This is a genomic window from Pseudomonas baetica (assembly GCF_002813455.1).
Taxonomy (GTDB): Bacteria; Pseudomonadota; Gammaproteobacteria; order Pseudomonadales; family Pseudomonadaceae; genus Aquipseudomonas; species Aquipseudomonas baetica.
Genome location: NZ_PHHE01000001.1, coordinates 1,215,316 through 1,238,253, shown reverse-complemented (window position 1 = coordinate 1,238,253; position 22,938 = coordinate 1,215,316). Strand labels below are relative to the sequence as shown.

The 22,938-nt window shown below is 60.6% G+C and carries 21 protein-coding genes; 7 read left to right on the top strand and 14 right to left on the bottom strand.

The genetic code is table 11. The annotated features are described in order from the left end of the window. Window positions 1-42 precede the first annotated feature (42 nt). The 7 genes from ATI02_RS05605 to ATI02_RS05575 all read right to left on the bottom strand — a co-directional run bounded on the left by ATI02_RS05605 (window position 43) and on the right by ATI02_RS05575 (window position 6,491). Window positions 43-1,014 carry a Csu type fimbrial protein gene (locus ATI02_RS05605; RefSeq protein WP_100845688.1) on the bottom strand — a complete coding sequence of 324 codons (972 nt, stop codon included), beginning with the start codon at window positions 1,012-1,014 and terminating at the stop codon, window positions 43-45. After that, window positions 1,011-3,368, bottom strand: a complete 2,358-nt coding sequence (locus ATI02_RS05600; RefSeq protein ID WP_100845687.1) for a fimbria/pilus outer membrane usher protein — start codon at window positions 3,366-3,368, stop codon at window positions 1,011-1,013. Before ATI02_RS05600 ends, ATI02_RS05605 begins: the two co-directional genes overlap by 4 nt. Window positions 3,369-3,445: 77 nt before the next feature. Further along, on the bottom strand, window positions 3,446-4,234 hold the full coding sequence (locus tag ATI02_RS05595) for a fimbrial biogenesis chaperone (RefSeq protein ID WP_095189916.1): 789 nt from the start codon (window positions 4,232-4,234) through the stop codon (window positions 3,446-3,448). A gap of 34 nt (window positions 4,235-4,268) precedes the next feature. Continuing rightward, window positions 4,269-4,769, bottom strand: a complete 501-nt coding sequence (locus ATI02_RS05590; RefSeq protein ID WP_095189917.1) for a Csu type fimbrial protein — start codon at window positions 4,767-4,769, stop codon at window positions 4,269-4,271. A gap of 4 nt (window positions 4,770-4,773) precedes the next feature. Beyond that, entirely contained in the window at window positions 4,774-5,310 is a 537-nt protein-coding gene (locus tag ATI02_RS05585) for a Csu type fimbrial protein (protein ID WP_095189918.1), read from the bottom strand. Between the two features lie 20 nt (window positions 5,311-5,330). Continuing rightward, complete coding sequence (locus tag ATI02_RS05580; RefSeq protein ID WP_100845686.1) at window positions 5,331-5,864, bottom strand: Csu type fimbrial protein; 534 nt, start codon at window positions 5,862-5,864, stop codon at window positions 5,331-5,333. Between the two features lie 105 nt (window positions 5,865-5,969). Then, the gene (locus ATI02_RS05575; protein WP_425273599.1) at window positions 5,970-6,491 is read right to left on the bottom strand and encodes a Csu type fimbrial protein; all 522 of its coding nucleotides are present in this window, start codon (window positions 6,489-6,491) and stop codon (window positions 5,970-5,972) included. A 281-nt stretch (window positions 6,492-6,772) separates the two neighbouring features. Here ATI02_RS05575 and zapE point away from each other — a divergent pair, with 281 nt between their 5' ends. Further along, entirely contained in the window at window positions 6,773-7,912 is a 1,140-nt protein-coding gene (zapE, locus tag ATI02_RS05570) for a cell division protein ZapE (RefSeq protein ID WP_095189921.1), read from the top strand. A gap of 102 nt (window positions 7,913-8,014) precedes the next feature. Beyond that, window positions 8,015-9,328: a leucine-rich repeat-containing protein kinase family protein gene (locus tag ATI02_RS05565; protein ID WP_100845685.1), complete on the top strand. Its 1,314-nt coding sequence runs from the start codon at window positions 8,015-8,017 to the stop codon at window positions 9,326-9,328. 57 nt (window positions 9,329-9,385) lie between these two features. On the opposite strand, the gene ATI02_RS05560 is transcribed toward ATI02_RS05565, so the two are convergent. Further along, entirely contained in the window at window positions 9,386-10,090 is a 705-nt protein-coding gene (locus tag ATI02_RS05560) for a YebC/PmpR family DNA-binding transcriptional regulator (protein WP_100845684.1), read from the bottom strand. 220 nt (window positions 10,091-10,310) lie between these two features. Between ATI02_RS05560 and ATI02_RS05555 the strand changes: the two genes are divergently transcribed. Continuing rightward, entirely contained in the window at window positions 10,311-11,702 is a 1,392-nt protein-coding gene (locus ATI02_RS05555; RefSeq protein ID WP_100845683.1) for a type VI secretion system Vgr family protein, read from the top strand. 48 nt (window positions 11,703-11,750) lie between these two features. Here the strand turns inward: ATI02_RS05555 and ATI02_RS05550 are convergent, their stop codons facing one another. Both ATI02_RS05550 and ATI02_RS05545 read right to left on the bottom strand, forming a co-directional pair. Next, complete coding sequence (locus tag ATI02_RS05550) at window positions 11,751-13,142, bottom strand: FAD-dependent oxidoreductase (RefSeq protein ID WP_095189925.1); 1,392 nt, start codon at window positions 13,140-13,142, stop codon at window positions 11,751-11,753. A 71-nt stretch (window positions 13,143-13,213) separates the two neighbouring features. After that, the gene (locus tag ATI02_RS05545; protein WP_095189926.1) at window positions 13,214-14,539 is read right to left on the bottom strand and encodes an MFS transporter; all 1,326 of its coding nucleotides are present in this window, start codon (window positions 14,537-14,539) and stop codon (window positions 13,214-13,216) included. A 270-nt stretch (window positions 14,540-14,809) separates the two neighbouring features. Between ATI02_RS05545 and ATI02_RS05540 the strand changes: the two genes are divergently transcribed. Further along, complete coding sequence (locus tag ATI02_RS05540; RefSeq protein WP_095189927.1) at window positions 14,810-15,688, top strand: LysR family transcriptional regulator; 879 nt, start codon at window positions 14,810-14,812, stop codon at window positions 15,686-15,688. A 99-nt stretch (window positions 15,689-15,787) separates the two neighbouring features. On the opposite strand, the gene ATI02_RS05535 is transcribed toward ATI02_RS05540, so the two are convergent. Further along, entirely contained in the window at window positions 15,788-16,648 is an 861-nt protein-coding gene (locus tag ATI02_RS05535; protein WP_100845682.1) for a LysR substrate-binding domain-containing protein, read from the bottom strand. A gap of 112 nt (window positions 16,649-16,760) precedes the next feature. Here ATI02_RS05535 and ATI02_RS05530 point away from each other — a divergent pair, with 112 nt between their 5' ends. Next, complete coding sequence (locus ATI02_RS05530; RefSeq protein ID WP_095189929.1) at window positions 16,761-17,870, top strand: 2-aminoethylphosphonate--pyruvate transaminase; 1,110 nt, start codon at window positions 16,761-16,763, stop codon at window positions 17,868-17,870. A gap of 143 nt (window positions 17,871-18,013) precedes the next feature. Further along, complete coding sequence (phnX, locus tag ATI02_RS05525) at window positions 18,014-18,841, top strand: phosphonoacetaldehyde hydrolase (RefSeq protein ID WP_095189930.1); 828 nt, start codon at window positions 18,014-18,016, stop codon at window positions 18,839-18,841. Window positions 18,842-18,947: 106 nt separating this feature from the next. Here the strand turns inward: phnX and ATI02_RS32375 are convergent, their stop codons facing one another. Further along, the gene (locus ATI02_RS32375) at window positions 18,948-19,604 is read right to left on the bottom strand and encodes a hypothetical protein (protein WP_157815130.1); all 657 of its coding nucleotides are present in this window, start codon (window positions 19,602-19,604) and stop codon (window positions 18,948-18,950) included. A gap of 92 nt (window positions 19,605-19,696) precedes the next feature. Then, complete coding sequence (locus ATI02_RS05510) at window positions 19,697-20,944, bottom strand: IS256 family transposase (protein WP_095191982.1); 1,248 nt, start codon at window positions 20,942-20,944, stop codon at window positions 19,697-19,699. A gap of 451 nt (window positions 20,945-21,395) precedes the next feature. Between ATI02_RS05510 and ATI02_RS05505 the strand changes: the two genes are divergently transcribed. Next, entirely contained in the window at window positions 21,396-21,944 is a 549-nt protein-coding gene (locus ATI02_RS05505; protein ID WP_100845681.1) for a cytochrome b, read from the top strand. Between the two features lie 3 nt (window positions 21,945-21,947). Here ATI02_RS05505 and ATI02_RS05500 read toward each other — a convergent pair whose 3' ends face one another. After that, window positions 21,948-22,874, bottom strand: a complete 927-nt coding sequence (locus tag ATI02_RS05500; RefSeq protein ID WP_100848430.1) for a 1-aminocyclopropane-1-carboxylate deaminase/D-cysteine desulfhydrase — start codon at window positions 22,872-22,874, stop codon at window positions 21,948-21,950. Window positions 22,875-22,938 lie beyond the last annotated feature (64 nt).

Genomic DNA, 22,938 nt, shown 5'->3' with positions numbered 1-22,938 from the left:
GCAGCGTTCCGCAGCGCCTACAGGGGGTCGTGCGGTGCCAGCTCAGAAACCGACATCCAGCACCACATTGTCCAGATACGTCCCCGCCGGCGGTGTGGTCTGGTCGGTGTAGATCTTGGCGTTGAAATTGAAAATCTGGCTGCCAGTGCCCAGCCCGTTGCCCGGATTGACCTCGGCATCGGTGCTCGCACGACGTGCGCCACCCACACTGCCCCACCGTGTGGTGCCGGCGCTTTTGAAGATGTCATAGGCCAGGTAGTTACTCCCGGAAATCATTCGCCGTCGCCCACCGACACTCACCGGGTTCTGCCCGTCGCTCAAGCCTACGGTGTAGGCGCTGCCCTTGGTGCAGGCCAGATTGATGGTCTGCCCGGTTACCGGTGTGAAGGCACTGACCACCGGGGCGCTGCCAAAGGCGATATTCGGCGCGGTGATCGTACAGTCGTTGGAAACCGTCAGGTTCACCGTCAACGTGGATGTTCCGCTGTTGATATCACGTCCCAGACAAATACTGCCGATGCCAATCCCCGAACAGTAATTCCAGTTCCAGAAAATGCTCAGGGTTTCGGTGTACACCCCCGCAGCGACATTGCTGCCGATGGTCGTCCGCAAATAGAGCGGCACGGTTTTCGGCGTCGTCCCCCCAAGCAATCCCAAGGCATCGATGATGCCGTTACGGGCGAAGTCAAAGGCGGTGCCGCGGGTCAGCGGGTAACTGGTGCTGTTGTTGGCGTAGATCGTGTAATTGATCACATCGCCGCTCGGCCCGAGCAATCCGCTTTGGGCCGAAGAGACTGTTCCCCAGAAGTGATCGTTGCTGGTGAGCAGCGACAACAGCGAACCGGTGCAGCTCAAACCGCCATTGAGTGTCGAACTGGGCTGCGATGTGGTGCGCAACGCAATCGAGCTGATTGAACCGAATGCCGCCGGCGTTGTACCGACCACTGAACACAGGGCCTGCGCCGCCCCCGGCAGCATCAGCGCCAGCCACAGAAACAAACGGGCGCCGATCATTGGCACACCAACGGGCCGATCAGCGGCACCTGAGTCTGGTTCATGTCGACATTGAACTGCGCCTGACAGGTTTTGCCATCCGCCAGGGTCACTTGCAGCGCGTTCTGCGCCTGCAGGTTTTCCAGATAAACCAGACCATCCCAACCAACCACCGTGCGCGTGCCGCTCTGCTCATGCAGTACGCCTGCGCCCAACGGCAATTCACGTTGCTGAGGGTCAACCAGAACGATGCTTGCGGCAATCACTCGGGACAGCGGGAACTCAAGCAAATAACCGCTTCCACGCCGCACCGCAATACGCTGCTCGACATTAGGGCTGCGCACATTGGCCGGCAGGTTCAGCGGATCGATTTCGTATTTGCCGCGGTAATAGGCGCTGCTCCACGGCACTAACAGATGACCGTTTTTATCGGTCTGCCCCACTTGTTGATTTTCGTAGCGTACCGGAATGTCGGCGAAGCCATCGGTGCTGACCACGACAAAAGCATCGTCGATGCGGTTGGCGGCGAACACCTGCCGGTCCATCCATACCAGCGAACCACTGGCATCGGCCCAACGGGTTTCGGCCTCCGATGTGCCATACACCCCGGCCTGCAACTGCACCGATTGCAGACGCCAGGTCACGTCAGCCTGACGGTAATCGGCGCCGTCCCCCTTGGCGTAACCCAGATTGAACCCCACCCCGCCCTCGGATGGCACCGCGCGGCTGTAGTTGACCCGCTGTTGGGTTTGCCCGGTCTTGCTGCGTTCGCTGCTGATCGCCAGGCTGCCGCGCAGATCGAACGGAATCACCAGTTGTGCCTGCACTGCCCAATGGCTGTCGCCGATTTCACGATTGGCCGACAGATAGAAACTGCTGTTGCGCCACAGCGGTTTGCTCCAGCTCAGATTGAGCAGCCGCGTGCGCGAATCGTCGGCCGCGCGCACGTCGAAATAACCGGCACCGAGGCTGCCCCAGCGCTCGAGATTGAGGCTCAGGGTGGCCTGTTCGCTGCGGCGGCTGAGGCTGATGTAGGGGCTGTCGACCACGCTCAGGTCGGCGTATTGATCGTGACGTTGCAGGCGCTGCCAGGAAAAGCTGAAACGCTGGTTGCTGTACTGATAACCGAGGCTTAACTGCTCGCCACCGTCGCCCTCGAAACGGCTCTGGCTGATGGCGCTGTTGAGCACACCGAAATTGCCCAGGCGCAGGTTGCCGCCGAGCCCGCCGAGGGTGAGATTTTCAGCGGCTTCAGCATGGCTCTCGAGGGTGAAACTGTCGCTGACGCCGTAACGAAAACTACCGGAGGTTACGCCGGGACCATAGCTGAAATCCTTCAGGGCGTAGTCGCGACGCAACGTGCCGGCGGCCACGGAAAAATCACTCAAGCCTTTTTGCAGCAAGCTGCTAGTGACATAAAACGGCACCGTGGTCGACACCTGCCGACCCAGCGCATCGGTAGTCACCACCACCGCTTCGCCAGCGCCGTTGATGAACGGAATGTTGGTCAGCGTATACGGCCCCGGTTGCAGGTCGGCACTGCTGGACTTGTAGCCATTGATAAACAGATCCACCGAGGACGGCACCGCCGCTTCGCCGGCAAATTGCGGCAATGGATAGGTCACCAGATCCGGACGCACCGCGAAATCCCGGGAGAACTGCACGCCGCCCAGGCGTACCGAACTGCTCCAGGGCAACGCACCACTGATCACGTCGCCGGCCTCGTAGGTGAGCATTCGCTCGTCATCGGAGTAACGCCACGTGGTGTCATAACGCAGGTAGCCGTTGTTCAGCGTACTGACGGAATCACCGGACAAGGTGCGCCGGTACTGCCCGGTGTTGGACAACGTGCCCCAGCTGTCGAACAGGCGCACTTCGTTCCACGCCGCCAGATAGGTGCCGGCATCGTCGGTGTCGTTGAGGTACAGGTCATAGTTGAACAGCGCGCCGAAGCTGCTCAGCGCCGGGGTTCGTGGATAGGCCTGGCGATTGCCGATCAATTGCTCCGGCAGCCAGTCCGGCGGTACGTCGAGAAGCAACCGCTGACCGACACTGTCGTACTCGCTGTGCAGCCCCGGCAGGCTGTCGAGATCGACTTCCGCGCCAAGGCTATCGGGCAATTTCATCCCGGTCTCGCGCAACGCCGTGGCCGGCAGGAACAGCCGCCCGCCGCGCTGCTGCACCGCCACCACGCGCCCGGTATTCATCTGGTTGACGACCAGTTCCAGAAACAGCTGTGCATCACTCACGGCCTCCATGCCGCTCGGAGGCGGCGGCAGCTCGCCGGCCCCGGATGGTTGAACGAACACCAGGCAACACGCGCCGGTCACGAGCCACAACGGACGCCGAATACGGCGAGCCCATCCTGGGCTCATACGCGCTTTACATCCGTCAATGGACTCAATCCTCCTGACACTGCTTGCTCGACGTCAAAGACCCGGGCTCGACTCAATCACCGCGACGGAGTCACGCTCTGCACCTGCGTCGCACCGTTGACCCGCACCTGCAACGCTGAATCGCCGGCCAGAGAACCCGGTGCCGGCCAACGCATCACTGCGCCCGGCAGCACGTAACCCAGCAGGCCTTCAGCCAATGGCTTGCTCTGCCCACCCTGTTTGATCGCCACATCGGTCAGCCGGGCATGGACCGCACCCTGATTGCGCACCTCCACGTAGGGTCGACCATCGACCGCCACCGTGCGCCAGCTCAACTGCGGCAGGCCGATGCCTTTGGGATCTCGCGGCCGAGTGCTGTCCTCTTTGCTCCACAGCCCCGCGCCGTAGGCAAACAGCGGCACTGAATAACGCATTTGAAAGCGAATGGCCGCTGCAGTCTTGCCACCCTCGGCGGAGGCCGTTTGTGCGGAAGGGATTTCGTCGATGATGATTCGATAGGCCAGTTCCTGCCCGGGGGGTACGTCTTTGGTTCGGGTCAGGCGCACCAGTTGTTTCTGCCCCGGTTCGATCTTCGCCACGGGCGGGCTGCCGATCACGTCGCGCTGATTCTGGTACTGCTCTGCAAAACCGTTCTGGCTCCAGGCGAAGACGCGAATCTGCAGATTGGCGGTTTCGTTACCACGGTTCTCCAGCCACAGCGCGCTGGCCTGTTGGTCGGCCTCAAGAACCGGATCAATCGGCCAGATCAATACCGAGCTGGCTGCCTGCGTGTGACCTGCCCCGAGCATGACCAGCGCCAACATCGCGCACTGCACCCACGAATGCCGTGACATAACTGCCCCCATCTACCTGCTCCTTGTCGGCCATTCAAATTTCGCCCTACCACGACAGCTGCACCTGCAACACGTCGCTGTACGTCCCCCCCGGCTGATTGCCGGGCAATTGCACCTGACCGTAAATCGGCAGGCTGATGTTGTTCGCATCGCTATAGGCCACTGCCACACTCTGGCCAATCCCCAGGCTCTGACTGTACGCGGCGTCGCGAAACAGTGCATACGCCACCCGCGCAGTGCCGCTGCTGACCTGCATGTGCCGGCCGCTGCTGTTGTACTGGCCGCCATCGACGCTCATGTTCAATGTCACCCCCGGTGTGCATTGCAACTGCACACCGCCGGTCAGTGCGACCTGCACCGTGCCGGTGGCCAGGGCCGAACGCGAACCGAAATTCAGCCCGCCATAGTTCGACACCCCACCCACCACCAGACACCCCGCCGTGATCGTAGCGCTGACCTGAAAGCTCTGATTGGTCGCTGCTGTCAGCGGCAGCGGCGCACTGCCCGCACAGAGCAGGAGCAGCGCAATGCAGCCTTGACGGCGCATGGCATCAGAACGTCAGTTCAACAGCGACGGTGTCGGTGTAGGTCCCGGCGGGTAAACCGGCCTTGCCCACTGCCTGACCGTAGATGTTCACCGTTTGCGCCACGCCGGTGCTGGCCGCCAGATTGATCGTGCCGTCGATCGCCAGTAGCTGCGAATGCCCGGCATCGGTATACAAGTCATACGGCACGTAGTTGGCGACACCGTCGTACAGCGCGCGCGTACCGCCCGGCGACATACCGTCGTGGGAGCCGGCACGCACCTTGACCGTCGGCGTGGTGCCGCTCGAGCACAGAATCGACAACGCCCCGCCGCCGCCGCCCAACACTTGCCCGGTGGCGGTGGTGAACAGGCTGTTGGCGGTGCCGAAGTTCAACGCACCGAAGTTCAGCCCCGTGGAGCCGCCGGCGCCGTTGACCTGACAGCTGCTGATCAGGATCAGGCTGGAGGTGATCTGGCCGGTGACAGTGGTGGCGGCGTTGGCACTGGAAACCAGCGTCAGGCCGAGCAGCGACAAACCTATCCTTGATGCAAACGTACGCATGGTGTCCGTCCTCTACGGGGTTACCAGTCGAGCGTCACCGTCAGGGTGTCGGTATAGACCCCTGCCGGAACCGCGCGGGTATTCGCCACCACCGAGCCAAATACCGGAATGGGTATCTGCGCACCGCTGGTGACAGCGAAATTGTGTTGCTGGCCGATGCTGTAGCTTTGGTTGCCGGAGGCATCGAGGAACAGCTGATAAGGAAGGGTCTGGCGGCCGTTGCTCAGGCGCCGAGTGGTGCCGTCACCGTGGGCACCACCGTCGATGGTGACGGTGAAACCGGTGACCGAGGGGTTGCAGGCGACGTTGAGTTTGCCGCTGCTATCGCCATCGAGGCTGGCCTTGATCGGCGCGTCCCAGGTCGGGCCCTGCCGGCCGAAATCAAGCTTGCCCAGGTCGCTGACCGGGCCGGAGGGATCGCTGGCATTGGTCACTTCGCAGCCGGCGATCAGGATCAGCCGCGCATTTATCTGCCCGCTGACCGCCGCTTGCGCTTCGTCCGCGAGCAACAGCAGCGTGCCTGCCGCCATGACCATCCAGTGTCTGCCTGTCATTGTGTCCGCCCCTGCTCCTTGAGGAATGACTCACCATCACGTTCATCGCTGAACACCTTCCATGAACAACCCGAATCCAGCGGATTGCCGGTTAAAACCTTGCGATCACCAGGTGACCGTCACTTTCACCAGATCGGAGTAACGGCTGACCCTGGGCACTTGCGCCAGGCGCTCGATCCGCGCGTACAAGGGCAACTCCACAGTGCCGCTGTCCGGCACCCGACCGCTGACCGGTACATCCACCACCAACGGCACCCGTCGCGCGGCGTCCTGATACAAGCGATACGGAATCGGCTGGCTGTCAGCCGCGCCGGCCATGTAGCGAACTTCGCCGACGCCGCCATGCAAACCGCCATCGACACGCATCTGATACGGCGTGTCCGGGTTGCATTCCAGGCGCGGCAGCCGTTGATTGGTCAACGCCGCCCCCAGCGGCCCTGCAGGATCGTCAAGGCGCGCGGTACTGCCGAAATCGAGCACGCCAAGTTGTTCGATACCGGCCTCGCGCTGCTGGCCAATCAACTGACAGCCGCGCTGCACGTCGACCCGTACTTCGACCTGGAGATCCGCCGCGTATACAGGTGCAACACACACACCCAGCAGGCCCATGACCACACGTACATTCACTGCGCCCTTCCTTGTCGGTGCTCGCGTCGTCGTTATTGTGTTTCAGGTTAGCAACGGACTGCGATTGCGCCAGTCGATTGGATCCACGCAAACGCCGGGATATGTTTCGAAAGGTTGGCAATGCGGAGAATCCAGTTGCTGAAAATTCCTCTACACGCCGCACATTATTGTTCAGTGACCGCCCACTCTCGGGCGGCTGCGGTAGAAGGCTGACGGTGCGTCTGGTTACACTACGCTGCCGCGCCCCAGAGCCGGTTTGACGCATACGGAGTGACCGCAGAGTGCCCACCCACCCGCCGAAACGTTCGCCACTGACCCAGCGCTGGCTGGCGTTGCGCCGTTTGTTCGGCAAAGGTCTGCCCGCCAGCGCCGGCCATGACGCCAGTGCCCGGTTGATCCGCGATTACATGCGAAACAAAGCCCACGATCAGGGTTACATCCTCAGCCAGAGCCAGCAGCGCGTCATCGATTGCATGGCGCAGCAGGCCAGTCTGTTGTTCGGCGGCGCAGCGCAAAAACCGCCGAGCCTGTATCTGTACGGTGCCGTCGGACGCGGCAAGAGCTGGCTGCTGGATGGCTTTTTCCAGGCCCTGCCGATGGAGCAGAAACGGCGCCTGCATTTCCATGAATTCTTTGCCCAACTGCATCAGGGCATGTTCCGCCATCGCCAACAGGACGATGCCCTCGCCCTCACGCTCGATGAGTTATTGCAGGACTGTCGGGTGCTGTGTTTCGACGAATTCCATGTGCATGACATCGGCGATGCAATGCTGATTACACGGTTGTTCAAGGCACTGTTCCAGCGCGGGATTCTGTTGTTGGTGACCTCCAACTATGCCCCGGAAGGCCTGCTGCCGAATCCGCTTTATCACGCGCGGTTCAAACCGGTGATCGAGCTGATCAATTCGCGCATGCAGATCATGGAAGTCGGCGGCCCCCACGATTACCGCAGTCAGGCGCGCAATCACGCACATCAGGTTTTCACCCACGGACGCTACCTGTGGCCGGCCACACCGGCTCAACGTCAGGCGCTGAATCTGCCGGCGCAGAATGCACCGCCCCTGCCGTTAACGGTCGGCACCCGGCAGATTCAGGCACGTGTGTGCGAGGGCCGGCGCGTCGGTTTTACCTTCGCTGATCTGTGCGAAGAACCAACTGCAGTGATGGACTATCTGGAACTGTGTCGGCGGTTCGACCACTGGATCATCGACGATCTACCGGAACTGGCTGAATGCTCGATCGCTGCGCAACAGCGCTTCATCAATCTGATCGACGTGCTCTACGATCAGGACAAACACCTGAGCCTGCTCGGCACACTGCCGCTGGGCGAAAGTCTGGCGGGCAACGCGATCGATCTGGCCCGCACGCGCAGCCGCTTGGGGCAACTGCAGGATCTGACCACAGCACCGCACCCTTTGTAGGCGCAGCCTTCGGCAGCGCCTACAGGGTTTCCTCTGCGCTGAGCAGGCATCTACCGCTATCATGTCGGCCATTCCTGCGACCCCTCTATTGCGAAGAACTTCATGCACACCCTTGCTCAATTGCGCGCCGGCGAGTTGTCGGGCATCACGCGGCTGGATCTGTCCTGCGGCCTGACCGAATTTCCGCCGGAGATCTTTGATCTGGCCGACTCTCTGGAGGTGCTCAACCTCAGCGGCAACAACTTGAACCGTCTGCCGGATGACCTGCATCGACTGACCCGAATGCGCGTACTGTTCTGCTCCGACAACCAGTTCAGCGAACTGCCCGCCTGCCTCGGCCAATGCGCCGCACTGACGATGGTCGGCTTCAAGGCCAACCGCATCGTCAATGTGCCCGGTGCCGCCCTGCCACCGCTGCTGCGCTGGCTGATTCTGACCGACAACTGCATCGAGACCCTGCCAGGCGAACTGGGCGAACGTCCTTACTTGCAGAAACTCATGCTGGCCGGCAATCGCCTGCAATCGCTGCCGCCATCGCTGGGCAACTGCAACCGGCTGGAACTGATCCGCATCGCCGCCAACCGCCTCACCGAACTGCCGCAACAGCTGCTGACGTTGCCGCGCCTGACGTGGCTGGCCTACGCCGGCAATCCGCTGGAAACCGAAGCCGACGCCGCCGCCCTTGAAGCCACGCCGCAGATCGACTGGTCGGCGTTGCACCTGGAGCAGCAACTGGGCGAAGGCGCTTCCGGGGTGATTTCCCGGGCGATCTGGCAGCGCGCCGATGGTTCACGGCAGCCAGTCGCGGTGAAGCTGTACAAAGGCGAGATGACCAGCGACGGCTCGCCGCTGCACGAAATGAACGCCTGCATCACCGCCGGGCTGCACCCGAACCTGATCCGGGTTGAAGGCCGCATCACTGGCCACCCCGACGGACAGCAGGGGCTGGTGATGCAACTGATTGATCCAAGCTTTCGCAACCTGGCGGGGTTGCCAAGCCTGGCCTCCTGCTCACGGGATGTGTACGCCGAGGATTGCCGCTTCAGCGCCGATGTGGTGCTGCGCATTGCCAAGGGCATCGCCTCGGCGGCCGAGCATCTGCATCAGCAAGGCATCACCCACGGCGATCTCTACGGGCACAACATTCTGTTGAATGATCAGGGGGACTGTTTGCTGGGGGATTTCGGCGCGGCGTCGTTCCATGCCACCACGGACAACGTCGAAACACGGGCGCTGCAACGCATTGAGGTGCGCGCGTTCGGGGTTTTGCTTGGGGAGTTGCTCGCGCGGATCGACTCAGGGTTGAGTGATGAGCGGCGTGGGGAGCTGGAGGAACTGCAGCGGCGTTGCTGTCAGGCGGATGTGCCGGGGCGACCGGGGTTCAGTGAAGTGGTTGCGGTACTGAAAAAGCCGTGACCGCTACGCGGTCAATCGCGGGCAAGCCCGCGATGACAGTGCTACAAATAAAACAAATCAGCCAGCCAGACCGACAAACATGTCCTGCACGTCGTCGTGGTTGTCGAGGCCTTCGAGGAACGCTTCAACTTCAGCCATTTGCTCGTCGCTCAGGCCGCTCACCGGGTTTTTCGGCTGGTAGCCGAGTTTCGCCGACAGCACGGTGAAGCCTTGCTCCGGTAGCGCTTTCTGCACGGCGTCGAGGTCCGTCGGATCGGTCAGGAACAGGGTCGCGCCGTCTTCGCCCGGCTCGAAATCCTGGGCACCGGCTTCGATCGCGGCCATTTCCGGATCGGCGTCCGGGGTGTCCGGCGAGGCTTCGATCATGCCCACATGGTTGAAGTCCCAGGCGACAGAGCCGGAAGCGCCCAGTTGGCCCTTGCGGAATGCCACGCGGATTTCCGCGACGGTGCGGTTGATGTTGTCGGTAACACACTCGACGATCAACGGAACCTGATGCGGTGCAAAACCTTCGTAGGTCACACGATGGTATTGCACGGTTTCGCCCAACAGACCCGCGCCTTTCTTGATCGCGCGGTCCAGGGTTTCCTTGGGCATCGAGGCTTTCTTGGCCTGATCGACCACCAGACGCAGGTGTGCGTTGGTGGCGGTATCGGCACCGTTGCGGGCAGCGATGGTGATTTCTTTCACCAGTTTGCCGAAGATCTTGCCCTTGGCGTTGGCTGCCGCTTCTTTGTGTTTAACCTTCCACTGTGCGCCCATTACTCACTCTCTTGATCTGTGGCGCCGAGACATCTATTGGCCGACGCGTGGCGCCAAGTTTATACGGCCTAAAGTCGGCAATCGACCAAAAAATCCAATGTGAAATCGACATCTTCGCCAGAGCTCGTAGGGCGATTCTGAAAAACCCTTTTGCGATGACTATTCAGCGCCGCGGTTTCGTACTCTCTGAGGCCCGTATTGCCTGACAGAGCCTGTGCGAATGCTCAATGACAAGGAAAGTCCGTTCACCCTGACCCTGATCGACAGCGGCTTGCGCCTGCCCGTGTTGCGTTTTGTCGGTGAAGAAGCGCTCAACCAGCCTTTTCGCTTCGACATCGAACTGATCGGCCTGGCCCCGGCCATGGCGACAGCTACGCTGTTGCAGCAGACGGCCTATGTGCAACTGGACGACCATCACGGGGTCCACGGCATGATCCACAGCGCCCGTTGCGAACACCGCGGGACGTATCGAATCGGCTACCGGCTGACGTTGGTGCCGTACCTGCAGACGTTGGCACAACCAGAAAGGCGACGGGTATTGGTGCAACTGAGCGTGCCACAGATTATTCAGCAATTGCTCGACGAAAACGCCTTGCCGGCGCACAGCTACCGCATTGAAATGACCGTGGGCCATTATCCCGCACGACCGTTTTGCATCCAGTACGAGGAAAGCGATCTGGCGCTGCTGCAACGGCTGTGCGAAGAAGAAGGCATCCACTACCACTTCGAGCATCACGCCAGCGGCCACACCGTTGTGTTCGCCGATGACAGCCTGAGTCTGCCGCAAACGCCGACACTGCTGCCATTCACGGTCGACGAACCAACACCCTCACCCAGCGTCAGCGCGCTGTACCAGCATCACCACGCCGCGCCCATCCCCACCCTGCACGTTGTGCGCAATCGAGGGCAAAAGGCGCCGGCCGAGGATGCGGCCAATCAGACCGCGTCAACGCCACGGCCGCCGATGCCGGCACCGGAACACCGCCATGACGAGCAACGCAGTCGTCGCCATCTGGAGCGACAACGTTGTCTGCATCGCTCATTCCATGGTCGCAGCGACTGCGTCGGTTTGCGCTGCGGGCATCTATTGCAGGTTTCGGAGCATCCGATCAGCCACTTCAATGAGCAATGGCGGATCACCTCATTACGCCACCATGGGCAACATCCATCGATTCTCGACCCGACGCCCACCGTGCATCGCTACTACAACGACTTCACCGCACAACCCTGGTCAACCGACTTTCGCCCCCCGCTCAAACAACTGCGCCCGAGCATCGCCGGGTATCACCTGGCGCAGGTCATCGGCGCGTCGGGGCAACCGGCGCGCCTTGACGAGCACGGGCGCATCGCTGTCCGGCTGTGGCCGTCGGAACACTCGCCAGCGGTCGAATCCGACGCAATCTGGCTGCCCATCGCCATGACCTGCGCCAATGGCCGAATGGCCGCCGCTGAACTGCCCTGCGCCGGCAGTGAAGTGTGGGTGAGCTTCCTCGACAGCGATCCTGACCGGCCGATTGTATGCCTGGGCCATTCGCGCAATCCGGCGCCGCGCGAAACACTGGCTGCGCGGGACAACGGCTTGCTGCTTGATTGGCTGCTCAACGGCACATAGTGTTGCCCCGCCTGAGGCATCGCCACACAGACTCACTGCTGATGGGACTCAACCCTTGTCGGCCTTGCCCGCCGCCGCGGCGAATTTCGCCAGGTGCACGTCCAGATGCCGGGGCCGTCGCCCATGGTCTTCGGCACGCTCCTTGCGGCGGATGGCGTTACGCACCATCAACGAGCCGAGATAGCGGATCGGTTCCGGCGGGAAGTAACCCAGCGGCCCATTGACCAGCGGCGAGCGCGTCCACGGGTTGTCCACTCCCTGCACCAGCGACGCGAGAATCTGCCCGCCCATGTGGCAAGGGCCAACGCCGCTGCCGGAATAACCGAATCCGTAAAACACATTGCCGCTGTTGCTCATCTGGCCAAAGAACGGCAAACCGGTCACCGAGCGATCGGACGGCCCGTTCCAGGTTGCGTCGACCTTGACGTCGGCGAACGCCGGGAAAAAATCGCCAAGGCTGCGCTTGAGCAACCCGGCATACGGTGATGGCTGATCGAACACCGGCAGCATCCGCCCGCCATAGGCGAAGGTGTTGCCGCCCTTGCCGAGCATGATCCGGCCGTCCGGGGTGTTGTGGTAATAGTGCACAAAAATCCGCGAATCGAGCACGGTGACGCCACTGGTCAAACCGATGTCCTGTAACAGGTCCGGGCGCGGTTCGGTGATCAGCATGTCGCTGGAAACGATTGCCACGCTGCGCTCGAACTGCGGGAAGGCGCGGGCCATCCACGCGTTCATCGCCAGCACCACACGGTCGGCGACAACGTTGCCGTTCGGCGTCTGGAGGCGCGCCGGACGGCCCTCCTGCAACCCTGTCATCGCCGTGTTCTCGTGGATCTTCACACCCAGTTGCAACGCCACCCGGCGCAGCCCGCGCACCAGTTTGCCCGGTTGCACACTGGCGGCGGCCGGCGAGAACCAACCTTCCAGATGCTTGCTCGAACCGGCCATGCGCTGCACGTCGGCGACCGGGCGCTGGCTGAACGAGTTGATGCCGTTGCGCTCCAGCGCCGCGATCACCGCGTCGGTCGAACCGACCTGCGCACGGTTGGTGGCGGTGTAAAGCGTGCCGTCGAGCCGATAATCGGCATCGACGCCGTATTGCTCGCAGAACTCACCGATGGCGTGGATGCTGCGCTCGGATTCCTTGACCAGTCGCACGGCTTCCTCGACGCCGAACAAGCGTTCAAGGGTGAAATATTTCGCCGACCACGACAGCGCACAACCGCCATTGCGCCCGCTGGCACCGGCGCCGCAGATGTCGGCCTCGATCAACAGCACATCCAGTTCCGGGTCCTGTTGCTTGAGCATGATCGCCGTCCACAACCCGGTGTAACCGCCGCCGACAATGCACACATCGCTGCGTACTTCGCCTTGCAGCGACGGGCAGGTTTCGGATGCGTCGGCCTGCAAGGCCTGCTCCAGCCAAAACGGTCTCATGGGATTCTCCAGTCAAATGGCCACGACTCAGCCTGCCGCGAACGTTGCAGCAGGCCGCGAGGCAAGGGGTTTCAAGAACGCAGAGGTTTGATCGTCAACGGGCTATTGGGGATGGACGCGCGCGGCTCCATCACGCCGACCGGACGGCTGTTCCAGTGCGGAATCAGCACCAGCGCCGAGAACAGCGCGCAACCGGCGAACACGATGAACACCGTCACCGTATCGAAATAACCCGGCAGCAAACCGCCGAGCACCGCACCGACCGAACCGCAACCGTTGACGAATCCAGCGGCGGTGGCGCCGGCCTTGGCTTTGCCGAAGTCGATGGCGGCCGCGCCGCTGATCATCGAGTCCGGGCCGTACAGGGTCAGGCCCATAACGAACAGCAACGCCACCACCAGCAACACACTGCCGGTCTGCAAGGCGCCCATGAACAGTGCCAGGGTGACGGTCAACGCCAGCAGACTCAAGACGCAGGCCGGCATGCGCCGGGCGCCGAACAGTTTGTCCGAGGCCAGGCCGATCATGATCGGCCCGAGCAACCCGGCCAGCTCAAACGAGGTCGGAATAATCGCCGCCCCCACCTTGCCGACACTGGGCATCTGCTCGAAGACGATCACCGGGCCCCACAATAAAATCGCGTAGCGCGCCGGTTTCAACATGAAATACGCCAGACCCAGCACCAACACCGTGCGGTTGCGCAGGATCTCCTTCAACGGCTCCCAAACGCTGAGTTTGCTGTTGGCTTCGGTCTCTTCAGCGCTCAGTTCCGGCTCTGGCTCCACTGCCGGCAAGCCGACGTCTTCCGGTTTGTTACGTTGAAAAATAAAGAACAACACCGCCACGACCGCGACCACCGCCGCACTGGAAATAAACGCCGCGTGCCAGCTACCGACCAGCGTATAGGCCCACCATCCGGCGAACGGCGAGGCAACCAGACCGCCAAACGCATAGCAGGAACTCCACAACCCGAGCACTCGCCCGCGCTGCTCGGAGGGGAAAAAACTGCCGAGGTTTTTACACAACCCCGACCATCCCGTGGACTGCGCCAACCCCTGGATCAACATGCAGGTGGCGAAGATCGGTAACGTCGCGAAACTGCCCATCACCAGCGCCGCCGCAGCGGAAATCAGCAAACCACCGAGCACCACGACCCTGGGCCCAAAGCGGTCGGCGAGCATGCCCCAAGTGAATTGGCCGATGGCATAAGCCGCCAGATAGATGGCATCCAGATTGGCCATCGTCATCTTGTCGAGCATGAAGGTCGGGTCTTCGCCGATGCCCAGTTTGGCCACCGAAAACGCTTTGCGGGTGAAGTAGAAAGCGGCATACGCGAGCCAGGTGATAGCGAAAATCTGCATGCGCCAACGCGCAATGGTGCCGATGTGCTTGTTCATTGTGGTTCTGACCTCAGGGTGTGAGTGTGCCGGCAGAATCGTTAAGTAAACGCCTGTGTTTTTTTATTGTTGAGCACTGCGATATCACCCCATCCCTATGGCGATACCGGTCAGATGAGTCCTGCTGTTGCACGCACAGGCTCATCGCCAGCGTTGCTGCACGAACGGGCAGTCAGCGATGGCGTGAGCGGATCAAAGCAATTACTGTTTAATAAATAAAATCGATTTATCGTATTTCACTCATAAGCTCAGCTTGTTACTGGAGGCCTCATGTCGGTGTCCCACGCCCAGCTCAAAGCCTTTCACGCCGTGGCCGTGCATGGAAGCTTCACCAGGGCCGCCGAGCGGCTTTTCCTCACGCAACCGGCGATTTCCGACCAGGTGCGCAAACTGGAAGAACGCTTCGGCGTTTTATTGTTTCATCGCAATAAACGTTCCGTGCGTTTGACTGACCTCGGCGAACGCTTGCTGACGATTACTCAGCGCCTGTTTGTGATTGAAGCCGAAGCCCAGGAACTGCTTCAGGAATCCCAGGCCTTGCAGACCGGCAGCCTGATTCTGGCGGTGGATGCGCCGGTGCATGTGTTGCCGCAGATCGCGCGGTTCTGCGAGCGCTATCCGGGGATCAGCGTGAAGATCGAGACGGGCAATACCGATGAATCGCTGTTTCGGTTGTTCAACTATCAGGCCGATCTGGCGCTACTGGGGCGTGATGTCAGTGATGAACGTTTGCTCAGCGTGCCATTGCGCAACGACCCGATGGTGGCGTTCGTTTCGCGCAATCATCCGTGGGCCGAGCGCGAGTCGATCTGCCTGGCGGATCTGGATGACACGCCGCTGGTCTTGCGCGAGCACGGCTCGGTGACGCGACAGACGCTGGAAGAGGAAATGGCCCGCGCCGGGTTTCGCATTCGTCCGGCGATTCAGGTCGAAGGCCGGGAAGCGGCGCGTGAGGCGGTGGTGGTGGGGATTGGCGTGGGGGTTGTTTCGGCTGCGGAGTTTGGTGCGGACTCGCGGGTCTGTGCGTTGCCGATTACCGATTGCACCCGGCGTTTGACCGAGACACTGGTGTGCTTGCGTGAGCAGAGTTCGCGACGGGTGGTGGCGACGTTTCTCGATATGGTTCGCGAAAGCCTTGTGAAACAGTGATGGCCCCTTCGCGAGCAGGCTCGCTCCCACAGGGGATTTGTGTATGCCGCAAGACCAGTGTGGGAGCGAGCCTGCTCGCGAATGAGGCGCCGCGGTGTCTCAGACTGGCGCCAAGTCGAAGAACGCCTGAATCAGCCGCAACTCCCGCCGCCGCTCCATGCAGCCAATCATGTGCCGGTTTACCAGCCCCTCGCCGACAATCGGAATCGCCACCACGCGCGGGTCGTGGCTGACTTCCACGGAGGACACCACGCCGACGCCCAGTTCTGCGGCGACCGCTTCCGTCACCGCTTCCCGGCTATCGAGTTCCAGCAACACTCGCGGATTAACCGCAGCCTGCGTACACGCCTGATCGAAGGTGCGCCGGGTGATCGAACTCGGCTCGCGCAGCACCATGATCACCTGATCCAGTTCCTTGAGCTTCACCTCTGAAGAGCGCACCGCCCACGGATGCCCGGCCGGCACCAAGGCGCAAATCCGCGACTCGCTCAGCGCTTGCAGGTGCAAGCCTTTGCGCGGCTCGACTTCGGTCAGCACGGCGACGTCCGCGTGCTCGGATAACAGCGCGGCAAGGGTTTCCTGCGCATTGCCCAGACGCAGATTGACCGTGATCCCTGGATACCGCGAACGCAGACTCGCCAGCATCGGCATGACCATGTGCGGGCCATCCGCCGCCACCTCCAGTCGCCCGGTGAGCAATTGTCGATTGGCTTCGAGCATCGCCTGCGCCTCTTCCGCCAGACCAAACATGGCCCGAGTGATCGCCGCCAGTTTGGTGCCCTCCTCGGTCAGTTCCACCCGTCGTGCGGTGCGCCGCAACAAGGTGATCTGGTAGTGCTCCTCCAGCGCCTTGATATGCCCGGTGACCGCAGGCTGACTGATGAACAAGCGGGCAGCAGCACGGGTGAAGCTGCCTTCACGGGCCACGGCATCGAACGCGCGGAGTTGAAACAGGTTCATGAATAACCCTCACTGATGGCTGGCATAACAACAAACAATTTGATTGATGCAACGGCGAATTGCAACGTATGCCCCGTAGCTTCATCCCACAGCGCTTCCCGAGGACACACGAATGAGTATCGCCGAACCCATCCTGCTCACTCCCGGCCCGTTGACCACTTCGGCCCGCACCCGCCAGGCGATGATGGTCGACTGGGGGTCATGGGATGACCGCTTCAATCAACTGACCGCCAGCCTTTGCGAGCAACTGCTGGCGATCCTCAACGGCGCCGCCACTCACCATTGCGTGCCGTTGCAGGGCAGCGGCACTTTTGCGGTCGAAGCGGCGATCGGTACATTGGTGCCACGCGACGGCAAAGTGCTGGTGCTGATCAACGGCGCCTACGGCAAGCGTCTGGCGAAAATCTGCGAAGTGCTCGGCCGCTCCTTCAGCACTTTCGAAACCGCTGAAGACGAACCGACCACTGCCGCCGACGTAGATCGTCTGCTGCGCGCCGATGGCGATATCACCCACGTCGCGCTGATCCACTGCGAAACCAGCACCGGCATCCTCAATCCGCTGGCGGAAATTGCCCAGGTTATCGAGCAACACGGCAAACGCCTGATCATCGATGCCATGAGCTCCTTCGGCGCGCTGCCGGTAGATGCGCAGACCGTGCCGTTCGATGCGCTGATCGCCGCCTCCGGCAAATGCCTGGAAGGTGTGCCGGGAATGGGCTTCGTCTTCGCTCGCAAAGAGTCGTTGGCCGCTGCAGCAGGCAATTCGCACTCGCTGGCGATGGATCTGTTTGACCAGCACGCCTACATGCAGAAAACCGGTCAATGGCGCTTCACCCCGCCAACCCATGTGGTCGCCGCGCTGCACGAAGCCTTGCTGCAATACAACGAAGAAGGTGGCCTGCCGGCGCGGCATGCGCGCTACGCGGCCAACTGTCAGGCGCTGATGGAAGAGATGGCCAAACTCGGTTTGCGCAGCTTCCTGCCAACAGCGATTCAGGCGCCGATCATCGCCACGTTCCATGCGCCGGAAGACCCGCGCTATCAGTTCAAGGACTTCTACGAACGGGTCAAGGCCAAGGGTTACATCCTCTACCCCGGCAAACTGACCCAGGTCGAAACCTTCCGCGTCGGCTGTATCGGCCACGTCAGCCCGGCGCAAATGCGCGAAGCAGTCGCGGCGGTAGGTGAAGTGCTGCGCGAGATGGAAGTGCTCGAGATCTAAGAACACCACCAATCCCTGTGGGAGCGAGCCTGCTCGCGAAAACGGTCGCACATTCAACATTGATGTCGACTGACACGACGCCTTCGCGAGCAGGCTCGCTCCCACAGTTTGAATTGCATTGCCAACTCAGGAATTTGATTGCCATGAACTACGCAAACCCAACCAAGCTGCAAGCCGCCATCCTCGACTGGGCCGGCACCGTGGTCGATTTCGGCTCTTTCGCACCCACCCAGATCTTCGTCGAAGCCTTCGCTGAATTCGACGTTCAGGTCTCCATCGAAGAAGCGCGCGGGCCTATGGGCATGGGCAAGTGGGATCACATCCGCACCCTGTGTGATCAGCCGCAGGTGGCGGAGCGTTATCGCAAGGCGTTTGGCCGCACCCCGACCGACGATGACGTCACCGCGATCTACAACCGCTTCATGCCGCTGCAGATCGAAAAAATCGCCGAGCATTCGGCGCTGATTCCCGGCGCCCTCGAAACCATCGCTAACCTGCGCCAGCAAGGGATCAAGATCGGTTCCTGCTCCGGCTACCCGAAACAGGTGATGGACAAAGTCGTCGAACTGGCCGCGACCAACGGCTATATCGCCGACCACGTCGTCGCCACCGACGAAGTGCCGAACGGCCGCCCATGGCCGGCGCAGGCACTGGCCAACGTGATTGCGCTGGGTATCGACGATGTGGCGGCCTGCGTGAAGATCGACGATACCGTGCCGGGCATCCTCGAGGGCCGCCGCGCCGGCATGTGGACTGTGGCGCTGATCTGCTCGGGTAATGCGCTGGGGCTCGATTACGAGGGTTTCCGTGCCTTGGGCAGCGACGAACTGGCCAGCGAACGCAAGCGTATCCACGCCCTGTTCGAAGGTTCGCGCCCGCACTACATGATTGACACCATCACCGACCTGCCGGAAGTGATTGCCGACATCAACAAGCGTCTGGCCAACGGTGAGATGCCACAAACTTTCTAACTGAAAAACAAGAAGCACCGCTGACTTGAGGACAAGTCCGCGGTGTTTCTTTTTTCTGCCGTGGTGCAAAAAATCACGAACTTTGACACATTAAAGAATATTTAAATTATTCCGAAATCAGATTACCTGCCGCATCGTAAGCCAAACCGTCCGTGTACCTGATACTGCCATCTGGAAGTTTTTCTGTTCCGTCTTTCCAAACAATACGCCCATCAGGATATTCGATCGTACTATCCGGCCAGACAATCCGTCCATCGGGAAATTCGACGCGTCCGTCCTGATGGTGAATAACGCCATCCGGGCCTTTCAGCGAATTTTGATCGGCATCGATCAGGCTGCCATCGGGCAGCGAAGTCGAGCCATCCGCATTAACAACGCCACCCAGGCTGATAATAAGTGTCGCCAGGGCAACCGGGTCGATATTGAAGTTAATGGTCGGCCAAGGCATTGGCGGCCGCTTCACTTCAACAGGTGGAGTAGTCTCGCCAGGCTTGGCAGGCCTGGTCGGCGTAACCGGTTTGACCGGTGGTTTGACTGGCGCAACGGGTTTGACTGGGGGCTTGACCGGCACAACAGGCTTGACTGGCGGTTTGACTGGCGGTTTGACTGGTGCAATGGGCTTGACCGGTGGCTTGATCGGAGCGACTGGCTTGACCGGTGGTTTGATCGGAGCGACTGGCTTGACCGGTGGTTTGATCGGAGCGACTGGCTTGGTCGGCGCAGGTTTGGTTACAGGGTTTGGCTTGACGACAGGTTTAGGCATGGTCACAGGCTTCTTGGCCATTGCCCTTTTTAGAGAGTGTCAGATTTTTTGTGTGCGGGCCGGTAATGGCCTGCCGTCAGGCAGGCCGGGTTTTACCAGGTCGGCCTGATAAATCGATCTCCGTACAGAATCGCAAATTGGTTCATCGCACTCTTCCAGTCATGAGCCGCCGAGCCCCAGTTTGCCGTGATGTTACGCAGCCCAAGCCAGATCAGCTTGGTCGCTGCGTCATCCGTCGGGAAGTGGCCCCGGGTCTTGATGATCTTGCGTAGCTGAGCGTTGATGCTTTCGATAGCGTTGGTCGTATAGATCACTTTTCGAATGGCAGGCGGGAAGACAAAAAATGGAATCACTCGATCCCAGGCTCGTCTCCAGGCCGCCACCACCGTTGGGTATTGCTTACCCCAAGGGCCATTTTCAAAGGCATCCAGTGCTTCCTCAGCCGCTTCTGCGTTGATGGCTTGATAGATCGGTTTTAGCGCCTTGGCCAGCTCACGGCGCTTGTCCCACGCCGCGTAATCGAGGCTGTTGCGGATCAAGTGGACGATGCATGTTTGCAGCGTTGTTGCCGGAAATACTGCGCTTAGCGCCTCTGGCATGCCTTTGAGACCGTCAGTCACGGCGATCAGCACGTCCTCTACGCCGCGGGTCTTGAGGTCGTTGAAGACCTTCATCCAGAACTTCGCACCCTCGGTGTTTTCGATCCAGATACCAAGAATATCGCGCGTTCCATCGGGTAAAACACCCAGCGCCAAGTAAATCGCCTTGTTGCGGACAAGGCCTTCTTCTCGGATCTTGACCCGCAGCGCATCGAAGAAAATGACTGGGTACATCGGCTCAAGCGGTCGCTGTTGCCACGCACCAATTTCCTCCATCACCTCGTGCGTGACTGAGCTGATGAAGTCATGGGAAACGTCCGTCCCGTATTGCTCAGAGAGGAAAGCGCGGATTTCTCGAACGGTCATGCCTCGGGCATACATGGCGATGATCTTGTCATCAAAACCGGTGTAACGCCGCTCATGCTTGGGGATCAGAATGGGGGCAAAACTGCCATCCCGATCACGGGGAATCTCCAGCCGCAGCGGGCCATCCCCCGTCAAAATCGTCTTGCCCGTTTTGCCATTGCGCTGGTTGGTTTCATCCTCTGGGCGCTGCGCGCCCGGCGGATACCCCAGGTGGTGACCGAGCTCGGCACTCAATGCTCGCTCAATCAAGGCCTTCTTGAAGGCCGCAGAAGCGTCTTCAATAGCCTCTGCGGTAATCAGCCCCTCACCGAACTCTTCGAGCAGCTCCTTGGGGATTTTTGGTAGGTCACGCAGGGGTTTCTTTTTGGTTGGCATACATGCACCTCTTACTCATGTTATGCCCGAACACAAAATTTCTGACACCCCCCCTTTTTACAATATATGCGTTCTGATTTTTTTTAGAAAACATTAGTACACCTGATTAAATATATAATTAAACGACATTAAAATTCCTTGAGAACCTACAACACCCCAGGACCTGTCCACACAATAACCAGACCACCAAAACCACTCAAGCCAAAGTAAACTACAGAATATAAACAACAAGCCGTTACACCACCCCCCAACTCAAAAGACCGCCCACAACAAATTAATACAAACTTAATAAACGCTCCAACCCGATACCTCACGTCCAAAAATATACAACTCACAGCACTCAAAAAATAAAAACACCGCTCAAGGCAAAAACAAGCCTTTGGGTTTACAGTTAAAGCATGCCGTCGCCAAGAACGGCCCGTTTCGACCCTGATCTGTGAGGAAACACCGTATGCCGTGGACAAGTTCCGAATCTCGCTACAGCACCGTATCGGTTCTGCTGCACTGGTTGATGCTGGTGTTGTTGGTGCTGGTGTACGCCAGCATGGAATTTCGCGGTATCTTCCCCAAAGGTAGCGGTGGGCGCACGCTGATCAAAGAAGCCCACTACATGCTCGGCCTGACCGTATTCGTATTGGTGTGGTTTCGCCTGCTGGCCCGCAGCGTCGGCCCGGCGCCAAAAATCTTCCCGGCCTCGCCGCAGTGGCAAACCCTGCTGGCGCGGCTGATGCACTGGGCGTTATACCTGTTCATGATCAGCATGCCGATTCTCGGCTGGCTGATCACCAGCGCCGAGGGCCATCAGGTGATGTTCTATGGCTTTGATCTGCCGTTGTTAGTGAGCGAGGACAAGGCGTTCGCCAAACAGGTAGAAGGCTGGCATGTGCTGATCGCCACGGCGGGTTACTGGCTGATCGGGCTGCATGCGCTGGCAGGGATTTATCATCATTACGTGGTGCGCGATAACACGTTGCTGCGGATGATGCCCAAACGCGGCTGACGCTCACGGGGTGGCCGCAAACCCGCGCCGCCCCTGCAAACCGCCGGTATGCACGAAGATCAGTCGCGTGCCGCTGGCGAACAGGCCCGCGTCGACCTGCTGCTTGAGCGCCAGTAACGCCTTGCCGGTGTACAACGGCTCCAGCGGCACTGCACTGGCTTGTTCGGTGCTGTCGATAAACCCGAGCAACGCGGGATCGACCTTCGCAAAACCACCCCGGCTGGCGTCGATCAGTTCGTAATCCACCGTGGCCAGCCCTGCTTCGCGAATGATCGCCTCGACCTGCGACGCCACGCCGTGATCGTCAGGCACAGCCAACGCGCCGTACACCGGATGCGCGCCGGCCTCGGCAAGGGCCAGCCCGGCCAAGGTCGTCCCCGTACCGCAAGCCAGCCACCAGCCGTGGTAATCGCTCCAGCCCAGATCGCTCAATTGCGCATCGACCTGCACCTTGAGCGCTGCGCAACCCAGGGCCCCGGGCAGTCCGCCGCCGCCCTCCGGTACCGCCTGCAGCGTCGGATATTGCGCCTGCCACGGCAGCCAGAAACCCGGCTCATGCCGCGCCCGATAGCCGCCATAACCCAGCCAATGCAGCTGCATGCCGAATGCTTGCAGATCCTTCACCGTGGGCGTTTCCTGCGGATGGCCGCGCAGCAGTCCCACGGTCTTGAACCCGAGACGCTTGCCCGCCGCGGCTAAAGCATGCAGGTGATTGGAATGCGCCCCGCCAAGGCTGATGATGCCTTCAGCGCCGGCACGGTCGGCAGCTTTCAGGTGTTCGATGAGTTTGAACCACTTGTTGCCGCTGATCAGCGGGTCGATCTGATCAAGGCGCAGGATCGCCACTTCGATGCCGGCGTTGGTGAGCCAGTCCAGATGAAGAAGGTTGAGAGGGGCTTGGGGAAGCCAGTCGCAGGAAGGGAAAAGCATGAATGGCAGTTCCGAAACATGAACCGCCATCTTAACAGCCAAAAACAGTGCCCTTGTGGGAGCG

Excerpts from the sequence above, each read along its gene's own strand:
- ATI02_RS05605 (WP_100845688.1), bottom strand. The coding sequence starts at position 1,014 with ATGATCGGCGCCCGTTTGTTTCTGTGGCTGGCGCTGATGCTGCCGGGG.
- ATI02_RS05600 (WP_100845687.1), bottom strand. The coding sequence starts at position 3,368 with ATGAGCCCAGGATGGGCTCGCCGTATTCGGCGTCCGTTGTGGCTCGTG.
- ATI02_RS05595 (WP_095189916.1), bottom strand. The coding sequence starts at position 4,234 with ATGGGGGCAGTTATGTCACGGCATTCGTGGGTGCAGTGCGCGATGTTG.
- ATI02_RS05590 (WP_095189917.1), bottom strand. The coding sequence starts at position 4,769 with ATGCGCCGTCAAGGCTGCATTGCGCTGCTCCTGCTCTGTGCGGGCAGT.
- ATI02_RS05585 (WP_095189918.1), bottom strand. The coding sequence starts at position 5,310 with ATGCGTACGTTTGCATCAAGGATAGGTTTGTCGCTGCTCGGCCTGACG.
- ATI02_RS05580 (WP_100845686.1), bottom strand. The coding sequence starts at position 5,864 with ATGACAGGCAGACACTGGATGGTCATGGCGGCAGGCACGCTGCTGTTG.
- ATI02_RS05565 (WP_100845685.1), top strand. The coding sequence starts at position 8,015 with ATGCACACCCTTGCTCAATTGCGCGCCGGCGAGTTGTCGGGCATCACG.
- ATI02_RS05560 (WP_100845684.1), bottom strand. The coding sequence starts at position 10,090 with ATGGGCGCACAGTGGAAGGTTAAACACAAAGAAGCGGCAGCCAACGCC.
- ATI02_RS05555 (WP_100845683.1), top strand. The coding sequence starts at position 10,311 with ATGCTCAATGACAAGGAAAGTCCGTTCACCCTGACCCTGATCGACAGC.
- ATI02_RS05550 (WP_095189925.1), bottom strand. The coding sequence starts at position 13,142 with ATGAGACCGTTTTGGCTGGAGCAGGCCTTGCAGGCCGACGCATCCGAA.
- ATI02_RS05545 (WP_095189926.1), bottom strand. The coding sequence starts at position 14,539 with ATGAACAAGCACATCGGCACCATTGCGCGTTGGCGCATGCAGATTTTC.
- ATI02_RS05540 (WP_095189927.1), top strand. The coding sequence starts at position 14,810 with ATGTCGGTGTCCCACGCCCAGCTCAAAGCCTTTCACGCCGTGGCCGTG.
- ATI02_RS05535 (WP_100845682.1), bottom strand. The coding sequence starts at position 16,648 with ATGAACCTGTTTCAACTCCGCGCGTTCGATGCCGTGGCCCGTGAAGGC.
- ATI02_RS05530 (WP_095189929.1), top strand. The coding sequence starts at position 16,761 with ATGAGTATCGCCGAACCCATCCTGCTCACTCCCGGCCCGTTGACCACT.
- phnX (WP_095189930.1), top strand. The coding sequence starts at position 18,014 with ATGAACTACGCAAACCCAACCAAGCTGCAAGCCGCCATCCTCGACTGG.
- ATI02_RS32375 (WP_157815130.1), bottom strand. The coding sequence starts at position 19,604 with ATGCCTAAACCTGTCGTCAAGCCAAACCCTGTAACCAAACCTGCGCCG.
- ATI02_RS05510 (WP_095191982.1), bottom strand. The coding sequence starts at position 20,944 with ATGCCAACCAAAAAGAAACCCCTGCGTGACCTACCAAAAATCCCCAAG.
- ATI02_RS05505 (WP_100845681.1), top strand. The coding sequence starts at position 21,396 with ATGCCGTGGACAAGTTCCGAATCTCGCTACAGCACCGTATCGGTTCTG.
- ATI02_RS05500 (WP_100848430.1), bottom strand. The coding sequence starts at position 22,874 with ATGCTTTTCCCTTCCTGCGACTGGCTTCCCCAAGCCCCTCTCAACCTT.